We start from the raw sequence: 25,504 nt of genomic DNA, 5'->3' as shown, positions 1-25,504 counted from the left end.
GCGGAACCTCGTCCCCCAGGGACAAGAACTCCGCCCGCGTGATGCTCGTCCGGGCTGGTCTCAACCCGGCTAGTGCTGATCTTGTAAGCCCTGCCTCCTGCTAGGAGTCAGGCGAAGTGAGCTAGGAATCCCCTCCCTTCAGGGAGGGGAGGATGTCAAGGTGTCAGCACGATCTTGCCCGCGACCGTGCCGGACTCCGCCAGGCGCAGGGCCTCGGCGGCCCGGGCGAGCGGGATGCGGGCCGCGATGCGGGCGACGACCTCGCCACGGCCTACGGCGGCGAAGACCTCGGTGAGGTCGGCCCGCAGCCGTGCGCGGAAGGCGGTCCTGTCGAGCGCGCGACCGGCCCAGATGTTGTAGAAGGAGGCCCGGCGGCCGTTGGGCAGGGCGTTCCACAGCAGGGTGCGGGCGAGGATCTTCAGTACGGGCAGCTGCTTGGAGCCGTTGTCGTCGCGGGTGGAAGCGCTCCCGTAGGCGACGAGCGCGCCGCCCCGGGCGAGCAGCTTCCAGGAGTCGGTCACACTGCGGCCGCCCAGGTGGTCGAAGACGGCGTCCAGACCGCCCGGCGCCAGCTCGCGCACCCGTTCCGCGACGTTTCCGGCGCGGTAGTCGACGGGGAGGACCCCCAGTTCGCGGAGTGCCTTGTGGTGCCGGGCCGAGGCCGTACCGATCACCGTGGCGCCCGCCGCTCGGGCCAGCTGGGCCAGCACCGAGCCCACGCCACCGCTCGCGCCGTGCACCAGGACGGTCTGCCCGGCGCGCACCCGGGCGCTGCGGTGGAGCATCTGCCAGGCGGTGATGCCGTTGACGACCACGGTCTCGGCCTCGGCCGCGGTGAGGCCGTCCGGCACCGGGACGACGTCCTCGGCGTCGACGACGACATGGCTGGCCCAGCCGCCGACCTTCACCAGCGCGGCCACCCGCTGCCCGAGCAGGCCCTGCCCGACCCCCTCCCCGGCCGTCACGACCGTGCCCACCAGGTCGTAGCCGGGCACGAACGGGAACGGCGGCTGGTCGTAGTACCGCCCGCGGCGCATCTGCTGCTCGGCGAAGGAGACACCGGTCGCCTCCATGGCGACCACGACCTGCCCGCGTCCGGCGGCCGGGACCGCCCCCCGCCGCAGCCGGAGGCCCTCCGGCGCCACGATCCCCGGCAGGACGACCTCGACGAGACCTTCGTTCTCCATGACCGAACTCCTTCGCTAGAACCGCTCGTGTTGGTTAGAAGGTATAACCACACTTCCGTGAGAGTCAAGAAGGAAAGTGATAGCCTCTAACGGTCGATGGATCCGGATCCCATCCGCGGAGCAGGAGGCAGACCGTGACCGAAACGGATGCGCGGACCCCGCGCGAGCGGTACCGCGCACAGGTGCGTGACGAGATCAAGAAGCACGCCCGGGACCAGATCGGCACGGCCGGAGCGTCCGCCCTCTCCCTCAATGCCATCGCGAAGCAGATGGGCATGAGCGGCCCCGCCCTCTACCGCTACTTCGCCAACCGCGACGAACTCATCACCGCGCTCGTCGGCGACGCCTACCGCAGCCTCGCGGACGCCTTCCGCGACCGGGCCCGGGCCGGCACCGCCGACCTCACCGGCCTCGCCGAGACGCTGCGCCGGTGGGCCCTGGCGGACCCCCAGAGGTACTTCCTCGTCTACGGGACTCCCGTCCCCGGCTACCGGGCGCCCGAGGGCACCGTCCGCATCGCCTCCGAGATCATGGCCGTCCTGCTCGACGCCTGCGCCGCCGCGAACCCCGGGGCGGGGACCGCCCCCGGGGTAGAGGCCGCCTCCGGGGCAGGGGCCGCCGAGCCCCTCGAAGCGCACCTTGCCGAACACCGGGCCTGGGCGGGCGAACACCCCGCCCCCGCGGCGGCGCTGCGCCGGGCCCTCGCCTTCTGGAGCCGTCTGCACGGCGTCCTGTCCCTCGAACTCGCGGGCCACTTCACCGGAATGGGATTCGACCCCGCCCTCCTCTACGCCTCCGAGGTCGAGGCCCTCCTCGGACCCGAAGGCGCCTGAGAGGGCCGCGGCAGCGGGCGGACCGGCCGGTCAGGGGCCGACAAGGTCCTTGACCGGTAACCCGGTTGGCGCCTCCGGCTGCGCGAAGGATCATGAAGGAATGTCTGATCACCCCTCACCCGAGCCCGCCCGCCGGGCCGCCGTGCGTCTCACCCGCTACACGAAGGCGGAGCAGAGCGAAATCCTCGGCGGCGGCGACGACCCGTTCGGCGTCGCCCACACCGGTCTGACCTGGCTGCCCAAGGAAGTCCACTTCGGCGTCAGGCTCGGGGGCCGCCTCGTCGCCCATGCGGGCCTGCTCAGGCTGCCCCTGTCGGCCGGGGGATTCGACACCGAGGTGATGGGCGTGGGCGGAGTGGCCGTCGCGCCCGACCTGCGGGGCCAGGGCCTGGCCCGGCTGGTCGTCGACGCGGCCCTGGATCACGCGCGCACCCTCGGCCCGCGGCACGGGCTGCTCTTCTGCCGACCTCCCCTCGTGCCCTTCTACGAGCGGCTCGGCTGGCAGGCCGTGGACCAGGACGTCCACGTGGAGCAGCCCGGAGGTCCCGTGCCGATGCCGCTACGGACCATGTGGACGCCCCTGCGCGACGACGTGACCTGGCCGCCCGGACCGGTGCGACTGCACTCGTTCCCCATGTGACGCATGTGAGGCATGTGAGGCATGTGATGGCAGGTGATGTCGAGTGATGGCTTAAGGCCCTCCCATCGCTTCCTTAAACGGAACCTAAGAGTCTCAACGGCCGCCCGGAATCGGGAATTTGTCCTGTTCGGGGCGACTAGCGTGCTGCCGCATCACAACCCACCGGTAACCAGAGGCAGGCAGGCACGCAATGGGCAGCACGAACGGGCACCGACGCAGGGCGGGAACCAAGGCGAAGGCAATCGGCGGGGCCGCACTCGCCGTCGTGATCGGCGGCGGCGCCGCCGTCGTCCTCACCGGCACCGCGCAGGCCGCCGCGGTCGGCGCCGTCTACACCAAGTCCAGTTCCTGGAACGGTGGTTCGACCGGCCAGTACGTCATCACCAACCTCACCGGGAAAGCGCAGTCCGACTGGGACCTCCAGTTCGACCTGCCCGCCGGAACGAGGATCGACTCCCTGTGGAACGGCACCCACGCCGTCGAAGGACGGCACGTCACCGTGAAGCCCGCGGCATGGAACCGCGAGCTCGCGGCCGGGGCGTCCGTCACCGTGGGCTTCGTGATGAGCGGTGCCGGCAGTCCGGGTGCCCCGACGGCCTGCCGGATCAACGGAGCGAAGTGCTCGGCGGACCAAGGCGCCACGCCCGTCCCGACCGGCCGCCCCAGCACCGCCCCCACGGCCACCCCCACACCCACCCCCACCACCGCGCCGTCCACCCGCCCCACCCGCACCCCGACCGCGACGCCCACCCCGACCGCGACGCACCCCGCACCCACGCCGACCACCGGCACCCCGTCCGGCGGCGCCCGCTTCGCCCCGTACGTGGACACCTCCCTCTATCCGGCCTACGACCTGCTCGACACCGCCGCCAAGACCGGCGTGAAGGAGTTCCACCTCGCCTTCATCACCGCCGGCGGCGGCTGCACGCCCCTGTGGGGAGGCGTCACCGACCTCGCGAGCGACAAGGTCGCCGCCCAGATCGGCGCGCTGCGCGGGAAGGGCGGTGACGTACGGGTCTCCTTCGGCGGCGCCGCAGGCCGCGAGCTGGCCCTGAACTGCGCCACCGCGGACGACCTGGCAGCCGCGTACGGCAAGGTCATCGACCGGTACCGGCTGACCAAGGTCGACTTCGACATCGAAGGCGCGGCCCTCCCCGACACCGCCGCCAACGACCGCCGCGCGCAGGCGATCGCCAGGCTGCAGAAGTCGCACCCCGGGCTGGACGTCGCCTTCACCCTGCCCGTGATGCCGGAGGGCCTGACCCAGCCGGGTGTGACGCTGCTGGCCGGCGCCAAGCGGGCCGGGGTGCGCATAGACGGCGTCAACATCATGGCCATGGACTACGGCCCGGCCTACAGCGGGGACATGGGCCAGTACGCGATCCAGGCGGCGACGGCCACCCAGGCGCAGATCAAGGGGGCGCTGGGCCTGTCCGACTCGGCCGCCTGGAAGACGCTCGCCGTCACGCCGATGATCGGCGTCAACGACGTCGCGAGCGAGGTCTTCACCGTCTCCGACGCGACGCAGCTGGCGGAGTTCGCGCGCTCCAAGGGCATCGGCCGGCTGGCGATGTGGTCCGCGGCCCGCGACCGCCAGTGTGCGGCGGGCGCGCTCGACCACGCCGACCCGACGTGCAGTTCCGTCCTCCAGCAGCCGCTCGCCTTCACCAAGGCCTTCGCCGCGGTCCGCTAGCGGCTGCTCCCGCCGGCCGGTACCCGCCGCCGCACTCCGCAGCCACTCCTCCCGCCCTCCCCGCATAGAGTGTGGACCGGTACGACCGAGGACCCGGTACGACCGATATGACCGGGAGCATGGGGGGAGCGGCATGAGTGCGGCCAGGGTGGCGATCGCGACGAGCGAGGAGGGCCTGGAGGCGGACGCGGATCTCGGACCGCTCGTGGCAGCCCTGCGGGACGAGGGCCTGTCGGCCGAGCCCGTGCGCTGGGACGCCGGGCCCGCGGTGTGGGAGGGGTTCGATATGGCCGTGGTCCGCTCCACCTGGGACTACACCGAACGCCTCGACGAGTTCCTGGCCTGGGTGGACCGGACGGCCCGCGTCACGCGCCTGTACAACCCGGCGTCCGTGGTGCGGTGGAACAGCGACAAGCGCTACCTCCGGGACCTCGCGGACCGGCGGGTCGCCGTCGTCCCCACCCGTTTCATCGAGCCCGGCGAGCAGTACGGGCCGGACTGCTTCCCCGAGCACGCGGGACTGGTGGTGAAACCCGCGGTCTCCGCCGGGGCCGTCGACACGGCACGTTACGAGCCCGGCCGTCACGCCGACGCCCGCAGTCATGCGCGGATGCTGCTCGACCAGGACCGGGTCGCGATGGTCCAGCCGTACCTGCGCCTGGTGGAGGAAGGGGAACGCGCCCTCGTCTTCGTCGGCGGCGAGTTCAGTCACGCGATCCGCAAGGGGCCGCTGCTGACCGAGCCGGGCGTCATCGACAACGACCGGATCGCGCACCCCGACGTCACCGCGTACCGGCCGACCCGCGAGGAGACGGAGGTCGCGGCGGCGGCGCTCGCCGCCGTGCCGTCCGCGGAGGTCCCGCTCTTCGCCAGGGTCGACCTGGCGCTCGACGACGACAGGAAGCCGGTGGTCATGGAGCTGGAACTCGTCGAACCGAACCTGTTCCTCGAACACCACCCCGAAGCCGTACGGCGCTTCGCCCACGCCGTCGCGACCCGAGCGCGGCAGGTCACCCGCTGACCTCCACCCGCCCCGGGACGGCCGGTAGGAACGGCCGGTAGGGACGGCCGGAGAAAAGGCCGGAGAAACGGCCGGTGGGGACCGCCGGTAAGGACCGCCGTGGTCGGCACGGGAGACCGGTCGGCCCCGGCCTCCTACGGCTTCCACCCCCAGGCGGTCAGCATCCCGGCCGACAGCGCGGCGCATTCGTCCGACTCCAGGTACCGGACCGCCGTGTCGACGCCGGCGTCGTCGACCAGGCCCGTGGCCCGCATCGCCGCCCTGCTCCGCTCCCACGTGTCCGCCCAGAAGCGGCTGATGGGACTGTCCGGCAGCAGCGGAGGCACATGGACCTCGGCGGCGACGGACCCCAGCCCCGCCCCGCGCAGCAGCTGCGGGTACGACGGCACCCAGGAGACGTCGGTGCCGATGGTGGCCCGCAGCCCCTCCCACATCGCCCGCATCACCGTGCCGTACGGCGTGTCGGGCGTACGGTCGCCGGTCAGGTCGACGGCATCGCTGAGCACCAGCACACCACCGGGCTCGACCAGTGCGGCCAAGGCGGTGATCAGGCGCTCCCGCTCGGGCAGGTGCATCAGCACGAACCGCGCGTGGACGAGCCGGAACCGGCCGGGGCCGAAGTCCGGGGCGGTGACGTCGGCCTCCAGCACGTCGAGCCCGGGCGCGGGCCGCGCAGCGAGGAACCGTACGTCGCGGTCCACGGCGAGCACGCTCTCCACCCCGGCCTCGCCGAGCAGCCGGCGGGCGACGGTGCCCGTCCCGGCCCCCACGTCGAGACAGCGCCAGCCCGGGCCCGCCCCGAGCGCCCGGAGCCGGGCCATGGTGATGTCGTCGTAGGCGAGGGCCCCGAAGTCGATGCGCTCGGCCTCGCCCGCCCGGCCGGGCGGGAAGACCGCCTCACCGTAACGTCCGCCGCCCGTGGCGCCGGTCATGTCTCGGTCGCGGCCGCGGCCGGTGTGCCGCCCCGGGCCCCGTGGAGCCCGGGAAACGGTGACGGCAGCGGGTCGTCTGGGAGTGTCATGGCCGGACCTCTTCGTGCGGTGGTGCGTGCCGGGCGGCCCGTCCCGTGGCCGCCACCCACACCGATCCTCCACCGGCGGCCGCCCGTACGGCCGCCCGCACGGCCGGGGCGCGCCGGGCCTGAGCCGATCGGCCCACGCCCGGGCCCGGGGCCCTATCCCACGGCGTGCCCGCTCGCGGCGCCACGGCCCGCTGCCGCACGAGCGCGCACGCGTACCTCCCTGCGTTCCCGCCTGGCCCGGCTCACCAGCGACTTCGCGGCGCCGTCCCACTCGGGATACGCGAAGGTGAACCCGGCCGAGCAGAGCCGGCCCGGCACCACCCGGCGGCTCTTGAGCAGCAGCTCCGTGTCCGTACGCAGGGCGAACGCCCCCAGCTCGGCCATCCGGCGCGTCGCGGGCAGTCCCACCGGTACGCCCCAGGCCGTGCGCAGCGCACGCATGAACGCGCGGTGCGGGAGGGGGCCGGGCGAGGCGAGGTTCACCGGCCCCTCGATGTCCTCCCGCCCGATCAGGAACTCCACCGCCCGCACGAAGTCCGCGTCGTGGATCCACGAGACGTACTGCGCGCCGCCGGCCACCGGTCCGCCCAGACCGAGCCGCGCCAGCCTCGACAGCACGTCGAACACACCGCCCCGGTCCGGGCTCATCACCATGGCCGAGCGCAGCGCCACCCTGCGGGTCGCGGCCGTCGTGGCCTCGGCCTGCGCCCGCTCCCAGTTCTTCGCGATCTCGACGCTGTACGCCCAGTAGTCCGGGACCCCGGCCTCCGCACCGCCGATGACCCCGGTCGTCTCGTCGTGCGCCGCGTCGAAGCGGTGGGCGTAGACCGTCGCCGTGCTCATCTGCAGCCACAGCCGCGGCGGCCGCGCGGCGGCGGCGATCGCCTCGCCGACCACCCGGGCCGAATCCACCCGGGAGTCCATCATCGCCCGCAGGTTCCCGGGGGTGTAGCGGCAGGAGACGCTGCGGCCGGCCAGGTTGATCACGACGTCGCTGCCGTCGACCGCCTCCGCCCACCGCCCGAGCGTGACCCCGTCCCAGCCGATGTCGCGGGCGCGGGCAGGACGCCGTGTCAGCACGGTGACCTCGTGGCCGGCCGCGGTCAGTGCACGGTCCAGGATCGTGCCGACCTGTCCGGTTCCTCCGGGCAGCACTATCTTCATCGGAACCCCCTCGGATTGGTTCGGCACCAGCATAGCCGCCTTTTTTGAACAGGTTCAACGAAGTGGATGTGCGGTTCTTCGTACCGAACGTGCGGGTAACAGGGCATGGTCCGCCCGGATTTGATAGGTGTGGACCGTATGCCGCGCAGAGCCTGCCGGCTCGGAAGCTCGGAGAGGGGGCTGTGATGGGGCTGCTCCCCACGACCCTGCATCGGTGCCGGGTGTGCCGGGCGGACGAGAACAGCGGACAGGTGCGCACCGTGGTGGTCGTCGAGGGCGGGCTGTCGGTGACCTGGCACCTGGCGCGCTGCCCCCACTACCGGGCCGACCTCATCCTGGCCGGCCGCGACACCTGACCCCTGCCACCCTCCCTCCACCCCCGATGAGCTGTTGCGAAACGGTCATTGATTGGCCGTCAGAGCGCGGGTGACACTGTGGTTCCCGCGGTGTCAACTTCTTCCCGCGGGCGATCGCCAGTCCTCCAGGGGGAATTGACGTGCGCACATTTCGCAACCGGCGGTCGGGGGCGGCCGCCGTGGCGGCCCTCGCCGCCATCGCGCTCGCGGCGGGCCTGACCACACCTGCCGCGGCCGCACCCACACCCGGCCCCTCCGACGCCCCGCAGGGCCGGCAGCCCGCCCGGCCGGGGTCCACCACCCAACTGACCCTGATCACCGGGGACCGCGTCACCGTGGACGACCGGGGCCGCCCGGCCGGCTTCGTCCCGGCCAAGGGCCGCGAGAAGATACCCGTCTCCGTACGCCGCGAGAACGGCCGCACCAGCCTCGTCCCGCTCGACGCCCAGAGCCTGATCGACTCCGGCCGGCTCGACCCCCGGCTCTTCGACCTCACCGAACTCACCCGCCCCGAGTACCTCAAGGCCCGCGGTGAACGCCTCCGGTTGATCGTCCGCTACGACGGTGCCGCCCCGGCAGCCCGGTCCGCCCTCCGCTCCACCGGCGACCTGCGCCCCGACCGCACCTACCCCCTGCTCAACGCCGAGGCCGTCACCGCCACCCCGGCGAAGGCCGCCACCCTCTGGGAAGCCCTCACCGACCGGCAGTCCGGCACCACCCGCCGCGCCACGGCCTCCGGCATCGCCGGTGTCTGGCTCGACGGCGTCCGTACCGCACGCCTGGACAAGAGCACCCGGCAGATCGGCGCCGACAAGGCGTGGGCCGCCGGATACGACGGCACCGGAGTCAAGATCGCCGTCCTGGACACGGGCATCGACAGCACCCACCCCGACCTGGCCGGCGGCAAGGTCGCCGCCGAGAAGAACTTCTCCGCCTCCGCGGACGCCAAGGACCACTACGGCCACGGCACGCACGTCGCCTCCATCGCGGCCGGTACGGGCGCCAAGTCGGGCGGGAAGTTCAAGGGCGTCGCCCCCGGCGCCAAGCTCCTCAACGGCAAGGTCCTCGACGACAGCGGTTTCGGCGACGACTCCGGGATCCTGGCCGGCATGGAATGGGCCGTGGCCCAGGGCGCCCAGGTCGTCAACCTCAGCCTCGGCGGCCCCGATTCGCCCGGCGTCGACCCGCTCGAGGCCGCGGTGAACAAGCTCTCCGCCGACAAGGGCGTCCTCTTCGCCATCGCGGCCGGCAACGAGGGCGAGGCCGGCCCCGGCACCATAGGCTCCCCGGGCAGCGCCGACGCCGCCCTCACCGTCGGCGCCGTCGACGACGCCGACGTCCTCGCCCCCTTCTCCAGCACCGGCCCGCGCACCGGCGACGGCGCCATCAAGCCCGACGTCACCGCACCCGGGGTGGACCTCACCGCGGCCGCCGCCCCCGGCAGCGTCCTCGAGCGCCGGTTCGGCCAGAACCCGCCCGGTTACCTGACCCTCTCCGGCACCTCGATGGCCACCCCGCACGCCGCCGGCGCCGCCGCCCTGCTCAAGCAGCAGCACCCCAAGTGGACCGGCGCCCAGCTCAAGGGCGCCCTCGTCGGCTCCGCCAAGCCCGGCGCGTACAGCCCCTTCCAGCAGGGCAGCGGACGTATCGCCGTCGACAACGCCATCCGCCAGTCGGTGATCGCCGAACCCCTCTCGCTCTCCTTCACCGGAGGGCAGTGGCCGCACGAGGACGACGCCCCCGAGACCCGCAAGGTCACCTACCGCAACCTGGGCACCGCCCCGGTCACCCTGAACCTGTCCGCCACCGCCACCGGCCCCGACGGCAAGCCCGCCCCGGCCGGGTTCCTCGCCTTCGACAAGGCGAAGCTCACCGTCCCCGCGGGCGGCACCGCCTCCGCCGGGCTCACCCTCAACACCCGCCTCGGCGGCTCCGTCAACGGCCGGTACACCGGCCGGGCGGTGGCGACCGGCGCCGGGCAGAACGTCCGCACGGCGGTGGTCGCCGAGCGCGAGGTCGAGTCGTACGCGCTGACCCTCCGCCACACCGGCCGGGACGGCAAGCACCCCGCCACCTACTATTCCGCCCTCTACGGCCTGACCGGCCCCGCCACCGGCCTGCGCTTCGAGAACCACGAGAACTCCCCGTCCGAGACCATCCGCGTCCCCAAGGGCAGCTACCTGCTCGACTCCCGCGTCGTCGTCGACCCGGAGGACTTCGAATCCGGCCTCGACTGGATCTCCCAGCCCCGACTCGACGTCACCCGCGCCACCACCGTCGCCGTCGACGCACGCACCGCCAAGCCGGTCGACGTCACGGTGCCCTCACCCACCGCCGTCCAGGAATTCGTCGCCCCCGGCTACGAACTGCGCGCCGGGGAGACCACGTACGGTTTCGGCTGGTGGCTGACCTCCTACGCCCACCTGCGCACCCGCGGCCAGGGACCCGAACCGGTCGCCGGCACCACCCTGTTCCAGCAGTGGGACACCCACTGGCGGGCCGAGGACGGCGGCTACCACGCCGCGCTCGGCGGCCCGGTGCGCCACCTGGGCACCGGCTACACCCGCCACCTCAAGGACTCCGACCTGGCCACCCTGCTGGTGACCCACGGCGGATCGGCCGGCGGCAAGGAAGGCGCCCTGCGGGCCGTGGGCCGCCTCCCCGGGGGCGGCAACGAGAACGCGTCGTTCTCCTGGGGAACCGTGCCGAACACGGTGAAGTGGCGCCTGTCCGCGGTCGACGGCGCGAAGTGGGAGCTGTCCGCGACCCAGTACGCCGTGAACGAGGACGGCACCCAGGAGGAGGAGATCACCTACGTCGGTGACGGCCCGCGCGCCTACCAGGGCGGCCGCACCCACACGGAGCGCTTCGGCACCGCCGTCGTCGGCCCCCGGGTGGACACCGCGGCCGGACTCGGCCTCTACCGGGAGGGCGACCGGATCCGGGGCACGCTGCCGCTGCTCGCGGACGGCGCGGGACACAACGGCGCGGACCTCCTGGCCAAGGGCAAGACGGTGCTCTACCGCAACGGGGTCGTCGTCGGCAGCAAGAACGCCGAACTCCGTGACGCCGGGCCCTTCACCGTCCCCGCCGCCGAAGCCTCCTACAAGCTGGTGGCCACGTCCATCCGGCCCCAGACCGTCACCCGCACCTCGTCCAAGGTGACCGCGACCTGGTGGTTCCGCTCCGGCACCGCCCCGGCCGGGACCCAGGCGCAGCTGCCGGCCTCGGTCGTCCGCTTCACCCCGGACATCCGTCCTGAGGGCACCGTCAACGGCGGATACCCGCTCAAGGTGCCGGTCACCGTCCAGGGTCCGGCGGCCGGCAAGGGTCTGAAGTCCCTCACCGTGTCCGTCTCCTACGACGACGGGTACACGTGGAAGAACCTCCCGGTCCAGGACGGCGCGGTCACCGTGCAGGGTCCGGCGGCCGGCGGCCACGTCTCGCTGCGCGGCACGGTGGTCGACACCGCCGGCAACAAGTCCGAGGTCACCGTCATCCGCGCGTACCTCACCGACTGACCCGTACCCGCCCCTCGTCCCACTCCCCGACGGCACGGGCCCGGAGACTTCCGTCTCCGGGCCCGTGCCCGCTCCTGAGACGGCTCCGCGCCCCCTGCACGATCATTGATATGACTGTCCGGTCGAAACGCGCGCCTCGCCGGCGCGCCCGTGAACCGGGGGGATCACCATGGAGCACGCCTACTCGTCCGACGGCACGGCCATCGCGTACGACCGGCAGGGAGCGGGTCCGGTACTCGTCCTCGTCGGCGGCACGCTCATGACCCGGGCCCGGCACGCCGCGCTCGCCGCACTGCTGGCCGAGGAGTTCACGGTCGTCTCCTACGACCGCCGCGGCCGCGGAGACAGCGGGGACCACGCCGAGTACCTGGTCGCGCGTGAACTCGACGACCTGGACGCCGTGATCGCGCAGACCGGCGGCGGCCCCGTCCTCCTCTACGGCATGTCCTCCGGCGGGGTGCTCGCGCTGGAGGCGGTGGCCCGGGGGAGCGCCGTATCCCGCCTCGCGGTGTACGAACCGCCGCTCGTCGTCGACGACAGCCGCCCCCCGCTGCCGGAGGACTACGTCGAGCGCGTCACCGAACTCCTGGCAGGAGGCGACCCGGCCGGGGCGCTCACCTACTTCCTGACGGCCGGCCTGGCCATGCCCGCGGAAGCCGTCGCCGGCATGCGCGGCATGCCGTTCTGGCCGCACTGGGAGGCCACCGCCCGCACCCTCCCCTACGACGGGAGGGTGATGAGCGGCCTGATGTCCGGCCGGCCGCTGCCCGCGGACCGCTGGCGGTCCGTGTCCGTGCCCGTCCTCGTCGCCCACGGCGACGCCGGTGACCCCGCGATGAGCAGCGCGGCGAAGGAACTCGCCTCCCGCGCAGACCACTTCACCCTGCGCTGCCTGCCCGGCCAGAACCACAACGTCGACCCCGGAGCCCTCGCCCCGGTGCTGACCGAGTTCTTCACCGCCACCGCCCGTACGCGCAGCTGAAGCCGGTCAGCCCTCCGGCTCCCGCTCCGCTCCGTCCCGCCGCAGGTCGGCATCGGTCAGGGGTTCCAGCTCGCCGCGGGCGTCGAGCCGGTACAGCAGCGCGACGGCGGGGAAGACCAGCACCACGGCCACGGCCGTCACGATGACCAGCCAGTGCAGCGTGGACGGCGCGCCCGCCCCCTCCGCCACCGTCAGCGAGCGCGGGACGAGGTAGGGCCGCTGTGCGAAACCCCATGCGAGCACGGCCGAGGCGATCACGCCCACGGCCGTGACCCGCGACCAGCCCCCGGCACCGCGCAGCAGCAGCCAGGCCGTCAGGACGGCGGCCACCACCGCCACGACGACGAAGAAGAGCCCGACACCGTGGGTGAGGCCGTGCCACACGTGGGGGGCGTCCTCATGGGTGAAGACGAGGGCGAGTACCGCCAGTACGGCGAGGGTGGCCAGGGCGGCCAGGGCCCGCCGCCGGAAGTAGGGGCGCAGACCGGGGAGGGCGAAGCGCACCGAGTCCGCGGCCAGGAACACCGCCCCCAGCAGGGCCGCGCCCACGACGGCCACCAGCCCGAAGAAGACGGAGGTCGGATTGGCCCAGGCGTGCGCCGACGGAGCGGTGCCCGGGGCGGCGCGGCCGGAGGCGATCCCGCCCGCCGCGGCACCGAGGAAGAAGGGGGTGAGGAGCGAGGAGACCGCGAACACGGCCCCGTAGACGCGCCGTCCGGCGATCCTGCGGGTGGGCTTGCGCAGGGCGAACCCGGCGCCGCGCAGCACGATCCCGACGGCGGCCAGGGCCAGCGGCAGCCACATGGAGGAGAACACCGCCTGGAAGAACACGGGGAACCCGGTCCACATGATGACGAAGACGAAGATGAGCCAGACGTTGTTGACCTCCCACACCGGGGCCATGGCGTGGTCGATCAGCCCGCGGGGGCGCCTGCCGCGTTCCGCCCCGCCCGCGGTCAGGTCCCAGAAGCCCGCCCCGTAGTCGGTCCCGCCGGCGCAGGCGTACGCGGCGACGCCGAGCAGCATGACCACGGCGACGAGATCGGCGGTCACCGGCCACCACCCTCCGCGGACCGGGGCCCGTCGCCGCCGTCCGGCGGGGCGGCGTCACCGGCGGGAACGTCACCGGTCGGAACCTCACCGGCCGGAACGGCCGCCCGCGGCCCGTAGGGGGTGTAGGCCTCCGGGCTCCCCACCACGGCCGGCTCTCCCCGCCCCTCGTCATCGGCCCGCCACCGGGTGCGCATCCGCAGCAGAACGGCCAGGAAGGACCCGAAGATGAAGACGTACACCACGACGACCAGCCCGAACATGGCCCACAGGGCGGGGGAGCGGGTCGCGGTGACCGCCTCGGCGACCCGCATGTTCTCGTAGACGATCCACGGCTGGCGGCCCACCTCGGTGGTGATCCAGCCGCATTCGACGGCGATGACGCTGGCCACGCCGGCGCAGGCGGCGCCGCGGTAGAACCAGGGGGAGGCCGGCAGGCTCCGCCGGCGCACCCACACGACCGCGTACCAGAGGGCGAGCAGCAGGAGCACCGAGCCGATGCCCACCATGATGTCGAAGGTCCAGTGGATGAGGGTGGCCTGGGCGACCGTCGGCCGGGTGTCCGCCGGTACGGAGGCCAGCCCGTGCACCTCCGTGTCGGGGCTGAACCCGGCGAGGATGGAGTCGAGCTGCGGGATCTTGATGCCCCCGGTGACCGTCCCGTCCGGGTGGAGCCGTCCGAAGAGGTACTCCGGAACGTGCGTGTCGGTGTTCCAGACGATCTCCATCGCGGCGAACTTCACCGGCTGCTCACGGAACACGGCCCGCGCGATGGCGTCGCCCAGCACGAACTGGACGGGCGTGAAGACGGCCGCGACGGTGAACGGAACGGTGAAGCCGAGGCGGTGGTAGCGGTCGCGGCGGCCGCGCAGCCAGCCGGTGGCGTACACCCCGGCCACGACGAATCCCGCGGTGACCAGCATCGCCACCACGAAGTGCCAGTACTGCGGCCCGAACATCGGAGTGAAGACGGCCTTGCGCACGTCCACGTCGACGGGGTTGCCCTCGGCGTCGAGGGTGAAGCCGCGGGGCGTGTTCATCCAGGAGTTGGCCGCCAGGATGCCGAAGGCGCCCAGCAGGGCGGTCGCCGGCAGTGGAACCCCGAGCAGGAAATGGGTGCGCGGCGGCAGCCGGCGCCAGCCGTAGAGGTAGATGGCGATGAGGACGGCCTCCAGGAAGAAGCCCCAGGCCTCGACACCGAAACCGATCCCGAACACATCGCCCCACCTGCCCATCAGGCCTGGCCAGAGCAGCCCGAACTCGAAGGACAGCACGGTCCCGGTGACGACCCCGATCGCGAACTGCACCGCCATCACCGCCGACCAGCGCCGCGCCAGCAGCAGCGCGGTCGCGTCGCCGCGGCGCAGCCCGTAGCCGTGCATGATCAGGGTGATCAGCGGCAGGGCCACGCCCATCGGCACCAGGAGGATGTGCGTGGCCAGGGTGAACGCCATCAGTGACCTGGCCGGCAGCATCTGCGGCGGTGCCTCGGCCAGCAGCTGGAGCGCGCTGTACATGCCTGCCTCCCCGGCGGCCGACGCGGCCTCCGGCGCCACCCAACCACCGGGACCGGCGGGTGCCGCCCCGCGGCACCCCTCGTTCCGCCACCCGGCCCAGCACCTTCCCCCGCCGGGCGGTGCTCACCGCCGGACCGGACCTCGCCCGGCAGGCGCCCGGCCGTGTCTCACGGCGCCTCTGCTGCCCGGCGAACCGCGGGCGGGCCCCGGCTTCCGGCGCCATGACCTGGCGCGGCTGCCGAGGCCTGCCGGACGTGCAACCTTCCGGGAAAGGGGGGTCAGTACGAGGCTTCCACCGGACTGATCTCGAACTGTCCGCACACCTGGAGGCGGAAGCGGATCTGCTCGGCCTGGAAGCTGTTCGGCGGGAAGACCTTGACGTAGGTCGACGTCGGTCGGCAGTTCGTCTCCACCACGTCCGGGGTGTTGGTGTGGATCAGGGCGGTGACGGTGTTGTCCGGGGCGATGGACACGGTGTTCACCCGCTCACCGGTACGGATCGCAGAGGTGCCGATCTGGCGGTGCCGTGAGTCCAGGACGCTCACGCCCGGGTACCCGCGCAACGTACAGGTGTGCGACGTGGTGTTGGTGAACAGGATGGGGTAGATGAGCGACCCTTCGCCGTCCGGCTGACCGATGGCCAGGTCCAGGTCGGCCAGACGGCAGGCCGGGGTGGCTTTGTGCTGCTGGGCCGACGCCTGGGTGGCGCCGACCGACGCGCCGGTGATGGCCAGGAGGGCTGCGGCAGCGACCGCCGCCGCCCGGGTCAGGACATTGCTCATGGCGCCAACTCCCGTGTCAGCGAAGTGAATTGCCCGCTTCGGAGTGCGACGGACTCCAGGTGGACGGAGCCGATGGCCAAGGGCCCGGTGGGGGAGCCGGTGATCCGGCTCGGCGTGTGCGTGCCCGACCGGGCGGTGCACTCCTGCGCCTGAACAGCGCGGGCCTGATGACATCACTCTACCGGTCCAAGGTCTCCCCGGCCTTTCGGCGGCGGTCTGCCCCGGCGCCGCGCCGACGCGGGAGCGGACTCCGCCGTCCGGCCCATCAAGGGCTCCGGTCACGAGGCCGAAGAGGATCAGGCGGACCCGTCCGCCGACCAGGCATCCCGTGTTCCGGACGGGCCCCGCGCCGCCCCCGCCGCCCCGCCCTCGCCGCCCCGACGGCGGCGGCCCGTACCCCGGCCGCCGTGGCCCGGAGGAGAACCCGCATGCGTGCCTTCCCGCCCCTGACCGCCCTCGCCACCGCCACAGCGCTCCTGCTCACCACGGCCACCGGTGCGACGCCCGCCGAGGCGGCCCACCACCCCGACGGCGCACCGCTGGTCAGGGTGTCCCACGGGGACCCGTACGCGGACTGCACCATCGGCGCGCGGTCCCCGGACAGCGTCGTCTACCCCGGCACCGAGGTCGAGCCGTACCTGTCCGTCGATCCCCGCCACCCCGAACGCGTGGTCACCGTATGGCAGCAGGACCGCTGGAACGACGGCGGCGCCCGCGGTCTGGCCGCCGGCTGGACCGAGGACGGCCGCACCTTCCACCTCAGCACGCTGCCGTTCAGCCTGTGCGCGCCGGGCGGCGCGGACTTCGAACGGGCCACCGACCCCTGGGTGAGCACCGGGCCGGACGGCATCGTCTACGCGAGCGGGGAGGGCGTCGACTTCACGAAGAGCACGCGCACCGGCCTCCTCACCGTCACCTCCCGCGACGGCGGCCGCACCTGGCAGAACCTCACCACCACGCACGTCGACGAGCAGCCGTTCTTCAACGACAAGCCCTCCATCACCGCCGACCCGGTCCGCAAGGGCACCGCCTACCAGGTCTGGGACCGCCTCGACAACCGTCCGCCCGGCCCCGGCCTGCTCGACGGCCCGGGCTACATCTCCCTCACCCGCGACGGCGGCCGCACCTGGAGCGAGGCCCGGCGGTTCGTCGACACCAGCGCCGTGCCCAACACCCAGACCATCGGCCACCTGATCGTCGTCGACCGCCGCACCGGCACCCTGTACGACTTCTACGACCGGATCACCGTCGCCGACGACCTGACCACCGTCCTCGATGCCCGTTACGAGGTGGTCACCTCGACCGACGCAGGAGAGACCTGGAGCGATCCGGTCACCGTGGCCCGCGACACCTCCGTGCCCGAGGTCGACCCGAACGACCCCGCCAAGCCGCTGCGTGCCGCGTCCACCCTCCCCAGCCCGGCCGTCGACCCCGTGACGGGCACGCTGTACATGGCCTACGAGGGCTCGGACTTCTCCGGCGGCCGCTTCAACTCTGTACAGCTGGTGCGCTCCACCGACGGCGGACGCACCTGGGGGGCCCCGGAGCTGATCAGCCCGGAGGAGGTACCTGCCTTCTCCCCGTCGATCGCGGTCGACGAGCGGGGCACGGTCGCGCTCACCTACTACGACCTGCGCTTCCTGGAGCCGGGCAACACCACCACCCTGCCCACCGCCTACCAGCTGGCCACGCTGCCGCACGGAGACCCGGAGCTCCGGACCGAGCGGCGGATCTCGCGGGTCTTCGACTGGCTGCAGGCGCCGTTCGCCGGGGGCTACTTCCTCGGCGACTACCAGGGTCTGGTGGCGGTCGGCAAGGGCGTACGGGCGGTGCTCACCGAGACCCACTCCGACGCGCCGGAGAACCGTACGGACGTGTACAGCGGCACCTTCCGCACCGGCTGACCGGCCGCGAGGGCACGGCAGGGGGCGCGGTCAGCGCAGGGTCGGGACCCGGGCGGCGGGACGGTCGGTGCTCCGCCCGCCGTGCGGACCGCGCCGCACGATCCCGCCCCCGTACGCCCGGTCCGCCGGCGCCGCGGGGACGGGGGACGCCACGGGCCGGGTCAGCAGCAGCACCCCGCGGGCCGCCGTCGCGGCGCCGGCCACGCACAGCAGCAGCCCCGCCGCCCCGCCCTGCAGCCGTTCGCCGAGCAGGACCACGCCGATGGCGGCAGCGGCGAGCGGATTGGCCAGGTTCACCACCGCGAGCGGCGCGCCGAGGCCGCCCCGGTAGGCGCGCTGCGACAGCAGCAGGCCGGCCCCGGCGAAGACCAGGACGAGCAGTGCCACCCCCGCGACCCGGAGGCTCGGCAGCGATCCGTCACGCCCCGCGGCCGTGGCAACGGCCACGGTCTGGGTCAGGGCGGAGGCGACGGCGGAGGCCAGCCCGGAAGCCGTGGCGTGCCGCAGCCCGGAGCGGGAGGCGCGGGCGGCGGTCAGTGCCAGGATCACCCCGGTCGTCGCACCGGAGACCGCGAGCGCCTCGGCGAGGGAGAGGGTGTCCTCCGGGGCCGGCCCGGAAGCGGGGAGCAGCAGCAGGGCCAGCCCGGCGACGGTCGCCAGGGTCCCGCGCCACTCGGTGCGGGTGACCCGGCGGCCGGCCCGTCGCGCCCCGAGCGGCATGGCGGCGACCAGGGTGAGCGCCCCCAGCGGCTGGACCAGGGTGAGCGGGCCGTAGCGCAGGGCGGCGGCGTGCAGCAGCGCGGCGCCGGCGTTCAGGGAGGCCGACCACCACCAGGCGCCATTGCCGAGCAGGGCGCGGGCGGTCCCGGCGGCGGAGGTCCGGGCCAGCCGTTCCTGCGCGACGGCGGCGGAGGCGTACGCCAGGGAGGAACCCAGGCTGAGGCCGATGGCGAGCGCGGTGGCGTTCACCGTACGCCGCCCACGCTGCCCGGGCCGCCCACGACGCCCACGGCGCCCATGGCGTCCCCCGGCCCGGGCCGGGGGACCAGCAGCAGGGCCGCGCCCAGCAGCACCGCGGCCACGACCGAGTCGAGCCAGTAGTGGTTGGCGGTGCCCACGATCACCAGCAGGGTGACGAGGGGGTGCAGCAGCCAGAGGGTGCGCCAACGGGACCGCGTCACGGCGATCATCCCGAGGGCCAGCATCAGGGCCCAGCCGAAGTGCAGCGACGGCATCGCCGCGAACTGGTTGGCCGTGGTGTCCGCGGCGGGGGAGGCCCCGTAGACGGACGGCCCGTAGACCTGCGCGGTGTCGATCAGACCGGCGGAGTGGAGCATCCGCGGCGGCGCGAGGGGGAGCGCGAGGTGGAGGGCGAGCGCCGCGCCGGTGAGGAGGGTCAGCACCCGGCGGGCCCACAGGTAGTGGGCGGGCCGCCGCAGATGGAGCCAGACCAGGAAGAGCGCGGTGGCGGGGAAGTGGACGGCCGCGTAGTAGGTGTTCGCGGCGCGCACGAGGGTGTCCCCGTACAGCAGCAGGCCCTGCACGACGCTCTCGCCGGGCAGGTGCAGGGCGCGCTCGGCGTGCCGGATCCACTCGGCGTTGCGGAAGGCGTCGCCGGTCCGGTCCGCCGACAGCGTCCGGCCCGCCTTGTACACGGCGAAGAGCGCGGTCACCAGCAGCAACTCGCGTATGAGCCGGCGGCGCGCACTCCCGGATCCGGCCGGCCCCGCCGCCTCTTCCCGTTCCGCGGGTCCTGGAGGACGTTCCGGTGCATCCGGTCCCCCGGGTCTTTCCGGCCCCTCCGGGCGTGCCAGGGGTCCGGCCTCGATGCCTTGGGCGGTCATGGCCGGCCCTTCTTCCTGTCGTACACAATCGAAACACTCGCGTATCGGTACACTATCGTATCGATACGGTGTTGTATCGATACGCGGGTGTTCCTTAGACTGCCCCCATGACGTCGACCAGCGCGCGCCGCTCCAAGATCACACCGGAGCGGGAGCAGGAGTTCTTCCGTGCGGTCCTGGACGAGCTGCGCGAACACGGCTACGACGCGCTGACCATGGAACGCGTCGCGGCCCGGGCCAGCTGCGGCAAATCCACGCTCTACCGCCAGTGGCAGACCAAGCCCCGGCTCGTCGCCGCCGCACTGCGCGCCAACCGGCAGGGAGCCGTGGCCGCGGTCGACACCGGTTCGCTCGCCGGAGACCTCCGGGAAACCGCCCGGAACGCAGCCGGCACCTCGGGCCGCGACACACGGCTCACCCAAGCCCTGGGCCACGCCGTCCTCTGCGACGAGGAACTCCAGTCGGCCCTGCGCGAAGCCCTCGTGGAGCCGGAACTGGCCGCCTACGACGCCATGATCGAGCGGGCGGTGGAACGGGGCGAAATCAGCGCCGACCACCCCGCCGCGGAGTTCCTGCCGGCCCAGCTGATGGGCGTACTGCGCATCCGGCCGCTCCTGGAAGGCCGCTACGCCGACGCCGAGTACCTGGTCCGCTTCGTCGACACGGCGCTGCTCCCGGCACTGGGCCTGGCCGCTCCGCCTCCGCCGGATTCCCGAACCGCTTTGTAGGCTCACGCGGGAGCGCCCGACGCGCTCGGGTACGTACACGCTGCGAGAGCACGGGACGGCGGCCTCATGACCACAGCACGGGATCTGCTGATCGTCGCACTGGACGGCAGGGCGGAGCGGGTCGTCGAACAGGGCGACCTCTCGCTGGCCCTCGCCGGTGCCGAAGTGATCGACCTCCTGCAGGCAGGGGCCCTCCGGCTGGCCGACGACCGGATCGTGCCCGCCGGCGAACCGGCCCCCCGGGACGGGCTGTTGGCCGAGGCGGCCGCATCGCTCGTCCGGACCGAGCCGCACGAGTCGCTCGACGACTGGCTGTGGCGCCGGGGCCGGGGCCTTTCCACGGCCTACCGGTCCGTGCTGGAGGCCGAGGGGGAGCTGACCAGGGAGTCCCGCCGCGGACTCTTCGCACGCGCCGGTGAACACGTTCCGGCGGACTCGCCGGCCCGTCACCGGGCCCGGGAACGCCGGGCCGCCGCCGAACCCGTCCTGGCCGCCCTCGCCGAGGCCGCCGGGGTCCACGGCGAACGCACCGGGGAAGCTCCGGACATCACCGATGACGCGGTCGCGGCCGTGCTCGCCGCGGTCAACGACGCCGTGGTGGAACTGGCGGCCGAACGGCAGCGGCGCGCCATCGACGAGGCCGCCTTCGACAACATCTGGCGCGGTCCGGCCGGCTGACGCCACGAAACCCGCCCCGTCCCGGCCCGCCCCCGGCCTGCGGTGGTCCACCCACCGGACAGGTACAACCATCCGCCCGCCCCCCGCGTCACATCTGCATGAGTCACTACCAGCCCTCCTCCGGCTCCGGATACCCCCGTCCCCAGCAGCCTCAGCAGCCCTGGCAGCCCCAGCAGCACGGGCCCGCCGGCATGCCCACGAGCAAGAAGATCGGCATCGGCTGCGGGGGCCTCGTGGGGCTGCTGCTCCTGCTCGCCGCGTGCGGCGCGATCGTCGGCGGGGACAAGGACTCCAAGAAGAACCCGAAGCCGGCCGCGTCCGTCGGCGCAAGCCCCACGGCGACCGCGCAGACGCCCGGATCGGCAGTGCCCTCCACCGCGGAGACCCCGGGACCGGACGGGAGCACACGGACTCCGGGCAGCAGCCGTTCGTCCGCCAGGACCCAGGAGAAGCGCTCGCAGGCCCCGGCGCCCCGAACCTCCACCCAGGCACCCCGTACGAAGCCGACCCCGACCCCGACCCGCGACAACGGAACGAGCGGCGGCAGCGGGGGAAGCGGAGGCGGCGGCAGCGCGGGGACGGTGACCCCGGGCGCCTACTGCTCGACCCAGGGCGCGACCGGCCGCACGAAGGCCGGGACGCTGATGCGCTGCACCAAGAAGGCAGGGGAGGCGCGGGCCCGCTGGCGCGCGGCGTGACCGCGAGCCGACGGGTACCGGGCCTGCCCGGTGAGCCGTGAACGGCAGGGGTCAGCCGGAGGCGGCCAGGGCGCGCAGGTGACGGCCCAGCAGCCGGGCGTAGCCCCGCTGGAGGACGGGGACGAGCGGGCCCGCGAAACGGGTGTACCAGGCGGCGGGGCGGCTGAAGGCGGTCACCTCGAACCACACGGTGCCGTCGGCGGCGATCTCCACCAGGAACGACTCCTCCCCGCACTCGGGGTGGCCGGTGAGGGTCCCGTAGGCGAAGCCGGCCCGGTCGGGGTCCTCGGGCACCCAGATGACCTCGCACGGGACGCCGATCCGCAGCGGGCCGGCGCCGAGCGAGATCTCCACCCGGGCACCGGGGACCGCCGGGCCGTCGGCCCGGACGCGCGCCCCGGTCGCCCGGTGCATCCGGAAGTCCGTGACGGCCGAGCCCGCCGCCGCGAAGACCGCGCGGCCGTGCCCGATCCGGGTGCGGTGGCGCAGGTGGTGGTACCCGGCGGGCAGCGGCCGCAGCCGGGTCGCGCCCCGTTCGGGGTAGGTGAGGACGGGCCGGCCGGGGTCGCGGAGGTCGGTCATGGTGGGGGTCCTTCGTTCCGGAGCGGGGGCCGAATGCCCTTGAACGCGTTCAAGTCTCTGCCGCGACCCTACGGGTTCTCTTGAACATGTTCAACACCGTGGTGGATCCAGTGGAACTGGCGGGCTCGGCGGGCTGGAGGTCAGGAACCGAGGAGGTCGGTGAGGTCGTCGGCGTGCTCCTCCTCCTCCTCGAGGATGGATTCGATGAGGCGCCGGGTGGTGGGGTCGTGGTCGCCGAGCCAGCGGGCGATCTCCTGGTAGGTGGAGATGACGATGCGCTCGGCCAGCAGGTTGTGTTCCAGCATCGCCTTCAGGTCCTTCTCGTCCGGCGCGGTGTAGTCGGTGTGGGCACGCCGGGCGAGGGTGGCGGGGTCGAAGTCCGGTTGGCCGCCGAGTTGGGCGATCCGCTCGGCGGCCCGCAGGCCGTGCTGCATCTCCTGGGACGTCCGCACACGCCTTCCCGACCGCCGGGAACGGCATACCGGATTGATCCCGAGACCACCGTTTCGCACCGGAATCAGCGGAACGCCGGTGCGGGCGCCGGAGCCGGTGCCGGCACAGCCGGCTCCGCCGGCAGTGGCCCGGCCCGGTGCGGCCGGCTCAGCCGGCGTCGGGCAGGCGTACCTGGAGGTTGCCGTCACCGTCGGTGCGGGTGTCGAAGGCCGGCTGCGGGGCGGTGGCCGGGCCGCCCACGTTCCAGCCGTCCGAGAGGCGGAAGACGCTGCCGTGCCAGGGACAGGTCACGCATCCGTCGACGACCTCGCCCTGCGAGAGCGGGCCGGAGGAGTGGCTGCACCGGTCCGCCAAGACGTGGAAGACGTCCTCGGACTCCCGCACCACCAGCACCGGCACCTCACCGACCATCCGGCGCACCCCCTCGCCCGGGGCGAACTCCCCGACGGCTCCGACCGTGTGCCAGCCGGGCGCCACCACATGGGCCACGGGCTCGGCCTTGTTCGCACCGGCGGCCTGGCGGTAGGCCAGGTGGCCGCCGAGCGCGGCCCCGCTGCCGGCCGCCGCGAGTCCCGCGACCCCCAGCGCGCGCCCCAGCCCGTCGCGGCCGCGCGAGCGGGCGGCCCACGACGCGCCGTACAGGGCCACCGCGGTGGCGATCGACGCGGCGTGCAGCAGGCCGGTGCGCCTCTGCTGCGGTTGCGCCTCGGCCCAGTCGACCCAGCCCGACCACGCCGCCGGGGCGGCGGCGAGGAGGCCGACCCCGACGAGGCGCCGCGCAGCGCGCTCCGAGCCGGGCACCAGGTCGAGAACGCCCGCGGAGATCCACGCGCCGACCGGGATCTGGACCAGCGCCGGGTGCAGCGGGTGGCCGAGGGGGAGACCGTGCAGCAGGTCGCGCAGCCGCCCCAGTGGCAGGGCCCGGACGGCCCGGCCCAGCGGCTCGGCGACCGCGTCGAGTTCCTCGGCACGGGCCACCGCGTCGAGCGCCTTCAGAATCCGGACGCCGATACCGTCACTGTCGTCGCCGCCGTCCGACCGGGCGGCGGTGACACGGCCGATGAGGGTTCCCATGAGGACCAAGCTGCCCGCTTTCCCGCCCCCGTGCGGTCCCGGCTGAGCCGGACGGCGTAGCAGACGACGGTGACGACGGGGCGGGACGGGGGAACCGCCGCGGTCACTGCAGCGGTCGGCTCAGACCCCCCGGCCCGTGGCTCCGGGGTGGGTGGGTGCGTCCGTCCCGCGGCCGTGGAGAACGCCCGGCAACGGTGGGGGCCAGACCGGCCGCCCCCGGCCGGCCGTGCGCCGAACGGTGGCCTCCAGGGCGCCGAGGTGTGCAGCCGCCAGCGCCGCTTGGGCGGTCCGCCCTCATTCCGTCGCGGAGCAGAGGGTGAACAGCCCGTCCGATCCGGTGAGTTCGAGCACCCTCACCATCTGGTGACTGGGCGCCGCGAGTCTGATGCGGACCCCGCGTTCCCGTGCCTGCTGCCGGGCGGCCAGCAGCGCGTTGAGCCCGGCGGAGTCACAGAAGGACGAGTTCCGCAGGTCCACCACCACGTCCGAGCCGGCCGGGGCCCGGGAGAGGACCGCCGTGAGCGTCTCACGTAGCCGATCCGCATGTTCGAAGTCCATGTCACCGCGTACGGGGACCACGTACCGGTCGGGGCCCGCGAGAGCGGTCAGCGGATCCGTGTGCTCCTTGCTGGTCATTTCGGCACACCTCCTGCACCGGTCGTCTGCCCCTCGCCGGGTGTCGCATGCATGCGGGTCCGGGGCCAGGCTCGGTGCGGCGCCGGCCGAGTGCGTTGCGCCGTTCTACGGCGCTGCGGTCCGGCCGGGGCCGGGGCCGGTCGGCGGGAGGGCGAGGCGGGCCCACACCGTCTTGCCCGTGGCCGCAGTGCCGGTGCCCCAGTGGTGGTGGGTGAGCCTGTCGATGATGCGGATGCCGTGGCCGCCGATCCGGTCGGGCCGGGGTCGCCTCATCCGGAGCGGACCGGGGTGCGTGTCGGACACGGCGATCCGCAGGTGATCGCCGTCGTGTTCGAGGGAGAGGCTCCGGGGACCGTCGGCGTGCCGGATGGCGTTGGCGAGCAGCTCGGCGGCGACCAGGACGGCGCCGCAGTCCTCCGCGGCATCGGTCAGGTGCCAGTCGGCGAAGGTCTGCCGGGTGAAGGCGATCCCCTCGTCGTACGCGCAGGGGTCTCCCGGTGGAAAGGTGAGCTCGCGGTGCTGTGCGGAGGTGAGGCCCATGGCGGTTCCCGGCGGGCGGTCCAGGCGGATCCGTTCGGTGGGCACCTGCCCCGCCCGGCCCCTCCCATACCGCCCGGCCCGCCCGGTGCGTGATGTGCGCGGGGCCGGGCAGACGCGACATCAGGGCACTCATCCCAGGAGGCAGCGCATGTCACACGTCAAGGAATCCATCGAAGTCGACGTCCCCGTCCGCACCGCGTACAACCAGTGGACGCAGTTCGAGTCGTTCCCGCAGTTCATGGTCGGCGTGGAGCGGATCGAGCAGCGCAGCGACACCCTCACCCACTGGGTGACGAAGATCGCCGGTGTCACGCGGGAGTTCGACGCGGAGATCGTCGAGCAGATTCCCGACTCGAAGGTCGCCTGGGTCACCGTCGGCGGCGAGTCGGAGCAGTCCGGGCTGGTGACCTTCCGGCCGCTCGACCCGTCCCATACCGAGGTGACGCTGATGATGGTCTTCGATCCGGAGGGCATGGCGGAGAACATCGGGGACAAGCTCGGCTTCGTCGACCGCCAGGTCAAGGGGGATCTGACGCGGTTCAAGAACTTCATCGAGGACCGGGGGAGGGAGACCGGAGCCTGGCGGGGCCACGTCTGAGG

At 73.4% G+C, this 25,504-nt stretch carries 25 protein-coding genes; 12 read left to right on the top strand and 13 right to left on the bottom strand.

Going from position 1 to position 25,504, the window contains the following annotated elements:
• Positions 1-155: 155 nt before the first annotated feature.
• Entirely contained in the window at positions 156-1,187 is a 1,032-nt protein-coding gene (locus AB0O36_RS33275; protein WP_365116796.1) for a medium chain dehydrogenase/reductase family protein, read from the bottom strand.
• 134 nt (positions 1,188-1,321) lie between these two features.
• Here AB0O36_RS33275 and AB0O36_RS33270 point away from each other — a divergent pair, with 134 nt between their 5' ends.
• The 4 genes from AB0O36_RS33270 to AB0O36_RS33255 all read left to right on the top strand — a co-directional run bounded on the left by AB0O36_RS33270 (position 1,322) and on the right by AB0O36_RS33255 (position 5,374).
• A complete protein-coding gene (locus AB0O36_RS33270; protein WP_365116795.1) occupies positions 1,322-2,020 on the top strand; it encodes a TetR/AcrR family transcriptional regulator in 699 nt (232 codons plus the stop codon).
• Positions 2,021-2,120: 100 nt separating this feature from the next.
• On the top strand, positions 2,121-2,660 hold the full coding sequence (locus AB0O36_RS33265; protein ID WP_365116794.1) for a GNAT family N-acetyltransferase: 540 nt from the start codon (positions 2,121-2,123) through the stop codon (positions 2,658-2,660).
• A gap of 190 nt (positions 2,661-2,850) precedes the next feature.
• Positions 2,851-4,353, top strand: coding sequence for a cellulose binding domain-containing protein (locus AB0O36_RS33260; protein WP_365116792.1), 1,503 nt, complete (start codon positions 2,851-2,853; stop codon positions 4,351-4,353).
• Positions 4,354-4,486: 133 nt separating this feature from the next.
• On the top strand, positions 4,487-5,374 hold the full coding sequence (locus AB0O36_RS33255) for a hypothetical protein (protein WP_365116791.1): 888 nt from the start codon (positions 4,487-4,489) through the stop codon (positions 5,372-5,374).
• A 134-nt stretch (positions 5,375-5,508) separates the two neighbouring features.
• On the opposite strand, the gene AB0O36_RS33250 is transcribed toward AB0O36_RS33255, so the two are convergent.
• A complete protein-coding gene (locus AB0O36_RS33250) occupies positions 5,509-6,306 on the bottom strand; it encodes a class I SAM-dependent methyltransferase (RefSeq protein WP_365116788.1) in 798 nt (265 codons plus the stop codon).
• A 242-nt stretch (positions 6,307-6,548) separates the two neighbouring features.
• Entirely contained in the window at positions 6,549-7,559 is a 1,011-nt protein-coding gene (locus tag AB0O36_RS33245; protein WP_365116787.1) for a TIGR01777 family oxidoreductase, read from the bottom strand.
• Between the two features lie 185 nt (positions 7,560-7,744).
• Between AB0O36_RS33245 and AB0O36_RS33240 the strand changes: the two genes are divergently transcribed.
• The 3 genes from AB0O36_RS33240 to AB0O36_RS33230 all read left to right on the top strand — a co-directional run bounded on the left by AB0O36_RS33240 (position 7,745) and on the right by AB0O36_RS33230 (position 12,418).
• Positions 7,745-7,915, top strand: coding sequence for a hypothetical protein (locus AB0O36_RS33240; protein ID WP_365116784.1), 171 nt, complete (start codon positions 7,745-7,747; stop codon positions 7,913-7,915).
• A 140-nt stretch (positions 7,916-8,055) separates the two neighbouring features.
• Complete coding sequence (locus tag AB0O36_RS33235; RefSeq protein ID WP_365116783.1) at positions 8,056-11,436, top strand: S8 family serine peptidase; 3,381 nt, start codon at positions 8,056-8,058, stop codon at positions 11,434-11,436.
• Between the two features lie 169 nt (positions 11,437-11,605).
• Positions 11,606-12,418: an alpha/beta hydrolase gene (locus AB0O36_RS33230; RefSeq protein WP_365116781.1), complete on the top strand. Its 813-nt coding sequence runs from the start codon at positions 11,606-11,608 to the stop codon at positions 12,416-12,418.
• A 6-nt stretch (positions 12,419-12,424) separates the two neighbouring features.
• Here AB0O36_RS33230 and AB0O36_RS33225 read toward each other — a convergent pair whose 3' ends face one another.
• The 3 genes from AB0O36_RS33225 to AB0O36_RS33215 form a co-directional block, all read right to left on the bottom strand.
• Positions 12,425-13,471, bottom strand: a complete 1,047-nt coding sequence (locus AB0O36_RS33225; RefSeq protein WP_365116779.1) for a cytochrome d ubiquinol oxidase subunit II — start codon at positions 13,469-13,471, stop codon at positions 12,425-12,427.
• Complete coding sequence (locus AB0O36_RS33220) at positions 13,468-14,985, bottom strand: cytochrome ubiquinol oxidase subunit I (protein ID WP_365116776.1); 1,518 nt, start codon at positions 14,983-14,985, stop codon at positions 13,468-13,470. Before AB0O36_RS33220 ends, AB0O36_RS33225 begins: the two co-directional genes overlap by 4 nt.
• Before the next feature lie 278 nt (positions 14,986-15,263).
• Positions 15,264-15,767 carry a DUF4232 domain-containing protein gene (locus AB0O36_RS33215; protein ID WP_365116774.1) on the bottom strand — a complete coding sequence of 168 codons (504 nt, stop codon included), beginning with the start codon at positions 15,765-15,767 and terminating at the stop codon, positions 15,264-15,266.
• 428 nt (positions 15,768-16,195) lie between these two features.
• On the opposite strand from AB0O36_RS33215, the gene AB0O36_RS33210 reads away from it, so the two are divergent.
• Positions 16,196-17,671, top strand: a complete 1,476-nt coding sequence (locus AB0O36_RS33210) for a sialidase family protein (RefSeq protein WP_365116773.1) — start codon at positions 16,196-16,198, stop codon at positions 17,669-17,671.
• A gap of 30 nt (positions 17,672-17,701) precedes the next feature.
• Here AB0O36_RS33210 and AB0O36_RS33205 read toward each other — a convergent pair whose 3' ends face one another.
• Together AB0O36_RS33205 and AB0O36_RS33200 are read right to left on the bottom strand one after the other, a co-directional pair.
• Positions 17,702-18,640, bottom strand: coding sequence for a DMT family transporter (locus AB0O36_RS33205; protein ID WP_365116770.1), 939 nt, complete (start codon positions 18,638-18,640; stop codon positions 17,702-17,704).
• Positions 18,637-19,362, bottom strand: a complete 726-nt coding sequence (locus AB0O36_RS33200; protein ID WP_365116802.1) for a phosphatase PAP2 family protein — start codon at positions 19,360-19,362, stop codon at positions 18,637-18,639. Before AB0O36_RS33200 ends, AB0O36_RS33205 begins: the two co-directional genes overlap by 4 nt.
• A gap of 260 nt (positions 19,363-19,622) precedes the next feature.
• Here AB0O36_RS33200 and AB0O36_RS33195 point away from each other — a divergent pair, with 260 nt between their 5' ends.
• The 3 genes from AB0O36_RS33195 to AB0O36_RS33185 all read left to right on the top strand — a co-directional run bounded on the left by AB0O36_RS33195 (position 19,623) and on the right by AB0O36_RS33185 (position 21,619).
• Entirely contained in the window at positions 19,623-20,243 is a 621-nt protein-coding gene (locus AB0O36_RS33195) for a TetR/AcrR family transcriptional regulator (RefSeq protein ID WP_365116767.1), read from the top strand.
• A gap of 66 nt (positions 20,244-20,309) precedes the next feature.
• Positions 20,310-20,921: a GPP34 family phosphoprotein gene (locus AB0O36_RS33190; RefSeq protein ID WP_365116765.1), complete on the top strand. Its 612-nt coding sequence runs from the start codon at positions 20,310-20,312 to the stop codon at positions 20,919-20,921.
• 98 nt (positions 20,922-21,019) lie between these two features.
• On the top strand, positions 21,020-21,619 hold the full coding sequence (locus tag AB0O36_RS33185) for a hypothetical protein (protein WP_365116764.1): 600 nt from the start codon (positions 21,020-21,022) through the stop codon (positions 21,617-21,619).
• Between the two features lie 51 nt (positions 21,620-21,670).
• Here the strand turns inward: AB0O36_RS33185 and AB0O36_RS33180 are convergent, their stop codons facing one another.
• The 5 genes from AB0O36_RS33180 to AB0O36_RS33160 form a co-directional block, all read right to left on the bottom strand.
• Positions 21,671-22,201, bottom strand: coding sequence for a DUF1990 domain-containing protein (locus tag AB0O36_RS33180; RefSeq protein WP_365116761.1), 531 nt, complete (start codon positions 22,199-22,201; stop codon positions 21,671-21,673).
• 140 nt (positions 22,202-22,341) lie between these two features.
• Positions 22,342-22,653: a ferritin-like domain-containing protein gene (locus AB0O36_RS33175; protein WP_365116759.1), complete on the bottom strand. Its 312-nt coding sequence runs from the start codon at positions 22,651-22,653 to the stop codon at positions 22,342-22,344.
• A gap of 148 nt (positions 22,654-22,801) precedes the next feature.
• A complete protein-coding gene (locus AB0O36_RS33170) occupies positions 22,802-23,728 on the bottom strand; it encodes a Rieske (2Fe-2S) protein (protein ID WP_365116756.1) in 927 nt (308 codons plus the stop codon).
• A 294-nt stretch (positions 23,729-24,022) separates the two neighbouring features.
• Entirely contained in the window at positions 24,023-24,364 is a 342-nt protein-coding gene (locus AB0O36_RS33165; RefSeq protein WP_365116754.1) for an STAS domain-containing protein, read from the bottom strand.
• 105 nt (positions 24,365-24,469) lie between these two features.
• Positions 24,470-24,949, bottom strand: a complete 480-nt coding sequence (locus AB0O36_RS33160; RefSeq protein WP_365116751.1) for an ATP-binding protein — start codon at positions 24,947-24,949, stop codon at positions 24,470-24,472.
• A 103-nt stretch (positions 24,950-25,052) separates the two neighbouring features.
• Here AB0O36_RS33160 and AB0O36_RS33155 point away from each other — a divergent pair, with 103 nt between their 5' ends.
• Positions 25,053-25,502 (top strand): SRPBCC family protein, encoded by a 450-nt coding sequence (locus AB0O36_RS33155; protein ID WP_365116749.1) that lies wholly within the window; start codon positions 25,053-25,055, stop codon positions 25,500-25,502.
• Positions 25,503-25,504 lie beyond the last annotated feature (2 nt).

The organism is Streptomyces sp. NPDC089799 (assembly GCF_040684755.1).
In the GTDB taxonomy this organism is placed as follows: domain Bacteria; phylum Actinomycetota; class Actinomycetes; order Streptomycetales; family Streptomycetaceae; genus Streptomyces.
The sequence above is the reverse complement of the archived record's forward strand: the minus strand, read 5'-3'. Positions and strand labels throughout refer to the sequence as shown.

What these genes read in the sequence shown, in the direction of transcription:
- AB0O36_RS33275 (WP_365116796.1), bottom strand. Translation starts at nt 1,187, where the DNA reads ATGGAGAACGAAGGTCTCGTCGAGGTCGTCCTGCCGGGGATCGTGGCG.
- AB0O36_RS33265 (WP_365116794.1), top strand. Translation starts at nt 2,121, where the DNA reads ATGTCTGATCACCCCTCACCCGAGCCCGCCCGCCGGGCCGCCGTGCGT.
- AB0O36_RS33260 (WP_365116792.1), top strand. Translation starts at nt 2,851, where the DNA reads ATGGGCAGCACGAACGGGCACCGACGCAGGGCGGGAACCAAGGCGAAG.
- AB0O36_RS33255 (WP_365116791.1), top strand. Translation starts at nt 4,487, where the DNA reads ATGAGTGCGGCCAGGGTGGCGATCGCGACGAGCGAGGAGGGCCTGGAG.
- AB0O36_RS33250 (WP_365116788.1), bottom strand. Translation starts at nt 6,306, where the DNA reads ATGACCGGCGCCACGGGCGGCGGACGTTACGGTGAGGCGGTCTTCCCG.
- AB0O36_RS33245 (WP_365116787.1), bottom strand. Translation starts at nt 7,559, where the DNA reads ATGAAGATAGTGCTGCCCGGAGGAACCGGACAGGTCGGCACGATCCTG.
- AB0O36_RS33240 (WP_365116784.1), top strand. Translation starts at nt 7,745, where the DNA reads ATGGGGCTGCTCCCCACGACCCTGCATCGGTGCCGGGTGTGCCGGGCG.
- AB0O36_RS33230 (WP_365116781.1), top strand. Translation starts at nt 11,606, where the DNA reads ATGGAGCACGCCTACTCGTCCGACGGCACGGCCATCGCGTACGACCGG.
- AB0O36_RS33220 (WP_365116776.1), bottom strand. Translation starts at nt 14,985, where the DNA reads ATGTACAGCGCGCTCCAGCTGCTGGCCGAGGCACCGCCGCAGATGCTG.
- AB0O36_RS33215 (WP_365116774.1), bottom strand. Translation starts at nt 15,767, where the DNA reads ATGAGCAATGTCCTGACCCGGGCGGCGGCGGTCGCTGCCGCAGCCCTC.
- AB0O36_RS33210 (WP_365116773.1), top strand. Translation starts at nt 16,196, where the DNA reads ATGCGTGCCTTCCCGCCCCTGACCGCCCTCGCCACCGCCACAGCGCTC.
- AB0O36_RS33195 (WP_365116767.1), top strand. Translation starts at nt 19,623, where the DNA reads ATGACGTCGACCAGCGCGCGCCGCTCCAAGATCACACCGGAGCGGGAG.
- AB0O36_RS33190 (WP_365116765.1), top strand. Translation starts at nt 20,310, where the DNA reads ATGACCACAGCACGGGATCTGCTGATCGTCGCACTGGACGGCAGGGCG.
- AB0O36_RS33185 (WP_365116764.1), top strand. Translation starts at nt 21,020, where the DNA reads ATGAGTCACTACCAGCCCTCCTCCGGCTCCGGATACCCCCGTCCCCAG.
- AB0O36_RS33180 (WP_365116761.1), bottom strand. Translation starts at nt 22,201, where the DNA reads ATGACCGACCTCCGCGACCCCGGCCGGCCCGTCCTCACCTACCCCGAA.
- AB0O36_RS33170 (WP_365116756.1), bottom strand. Translation starts at nt 23,728, where the DNA reads ATGGGAACCCTCATCGGCCGTGTCACCGCCGCCCGGTCGGACGGCGGC.
- AB0O36_RS33165 (WP_365116754.1), bottom strand. Translation starts at nt 24,364, where the DNA reads ATGACCAGCAAGGAGCACACGGATCCGCTGACCGCTCTCGCGGGCCCC.
- AB0O36_RS33155 (WP_365116749.1), top strand. Translation starts at nt 25,053, where the DNA reads ATGTCACACGTCAAGGAATCCATCGAAGTCGACGTCCCCGTCCGCACC.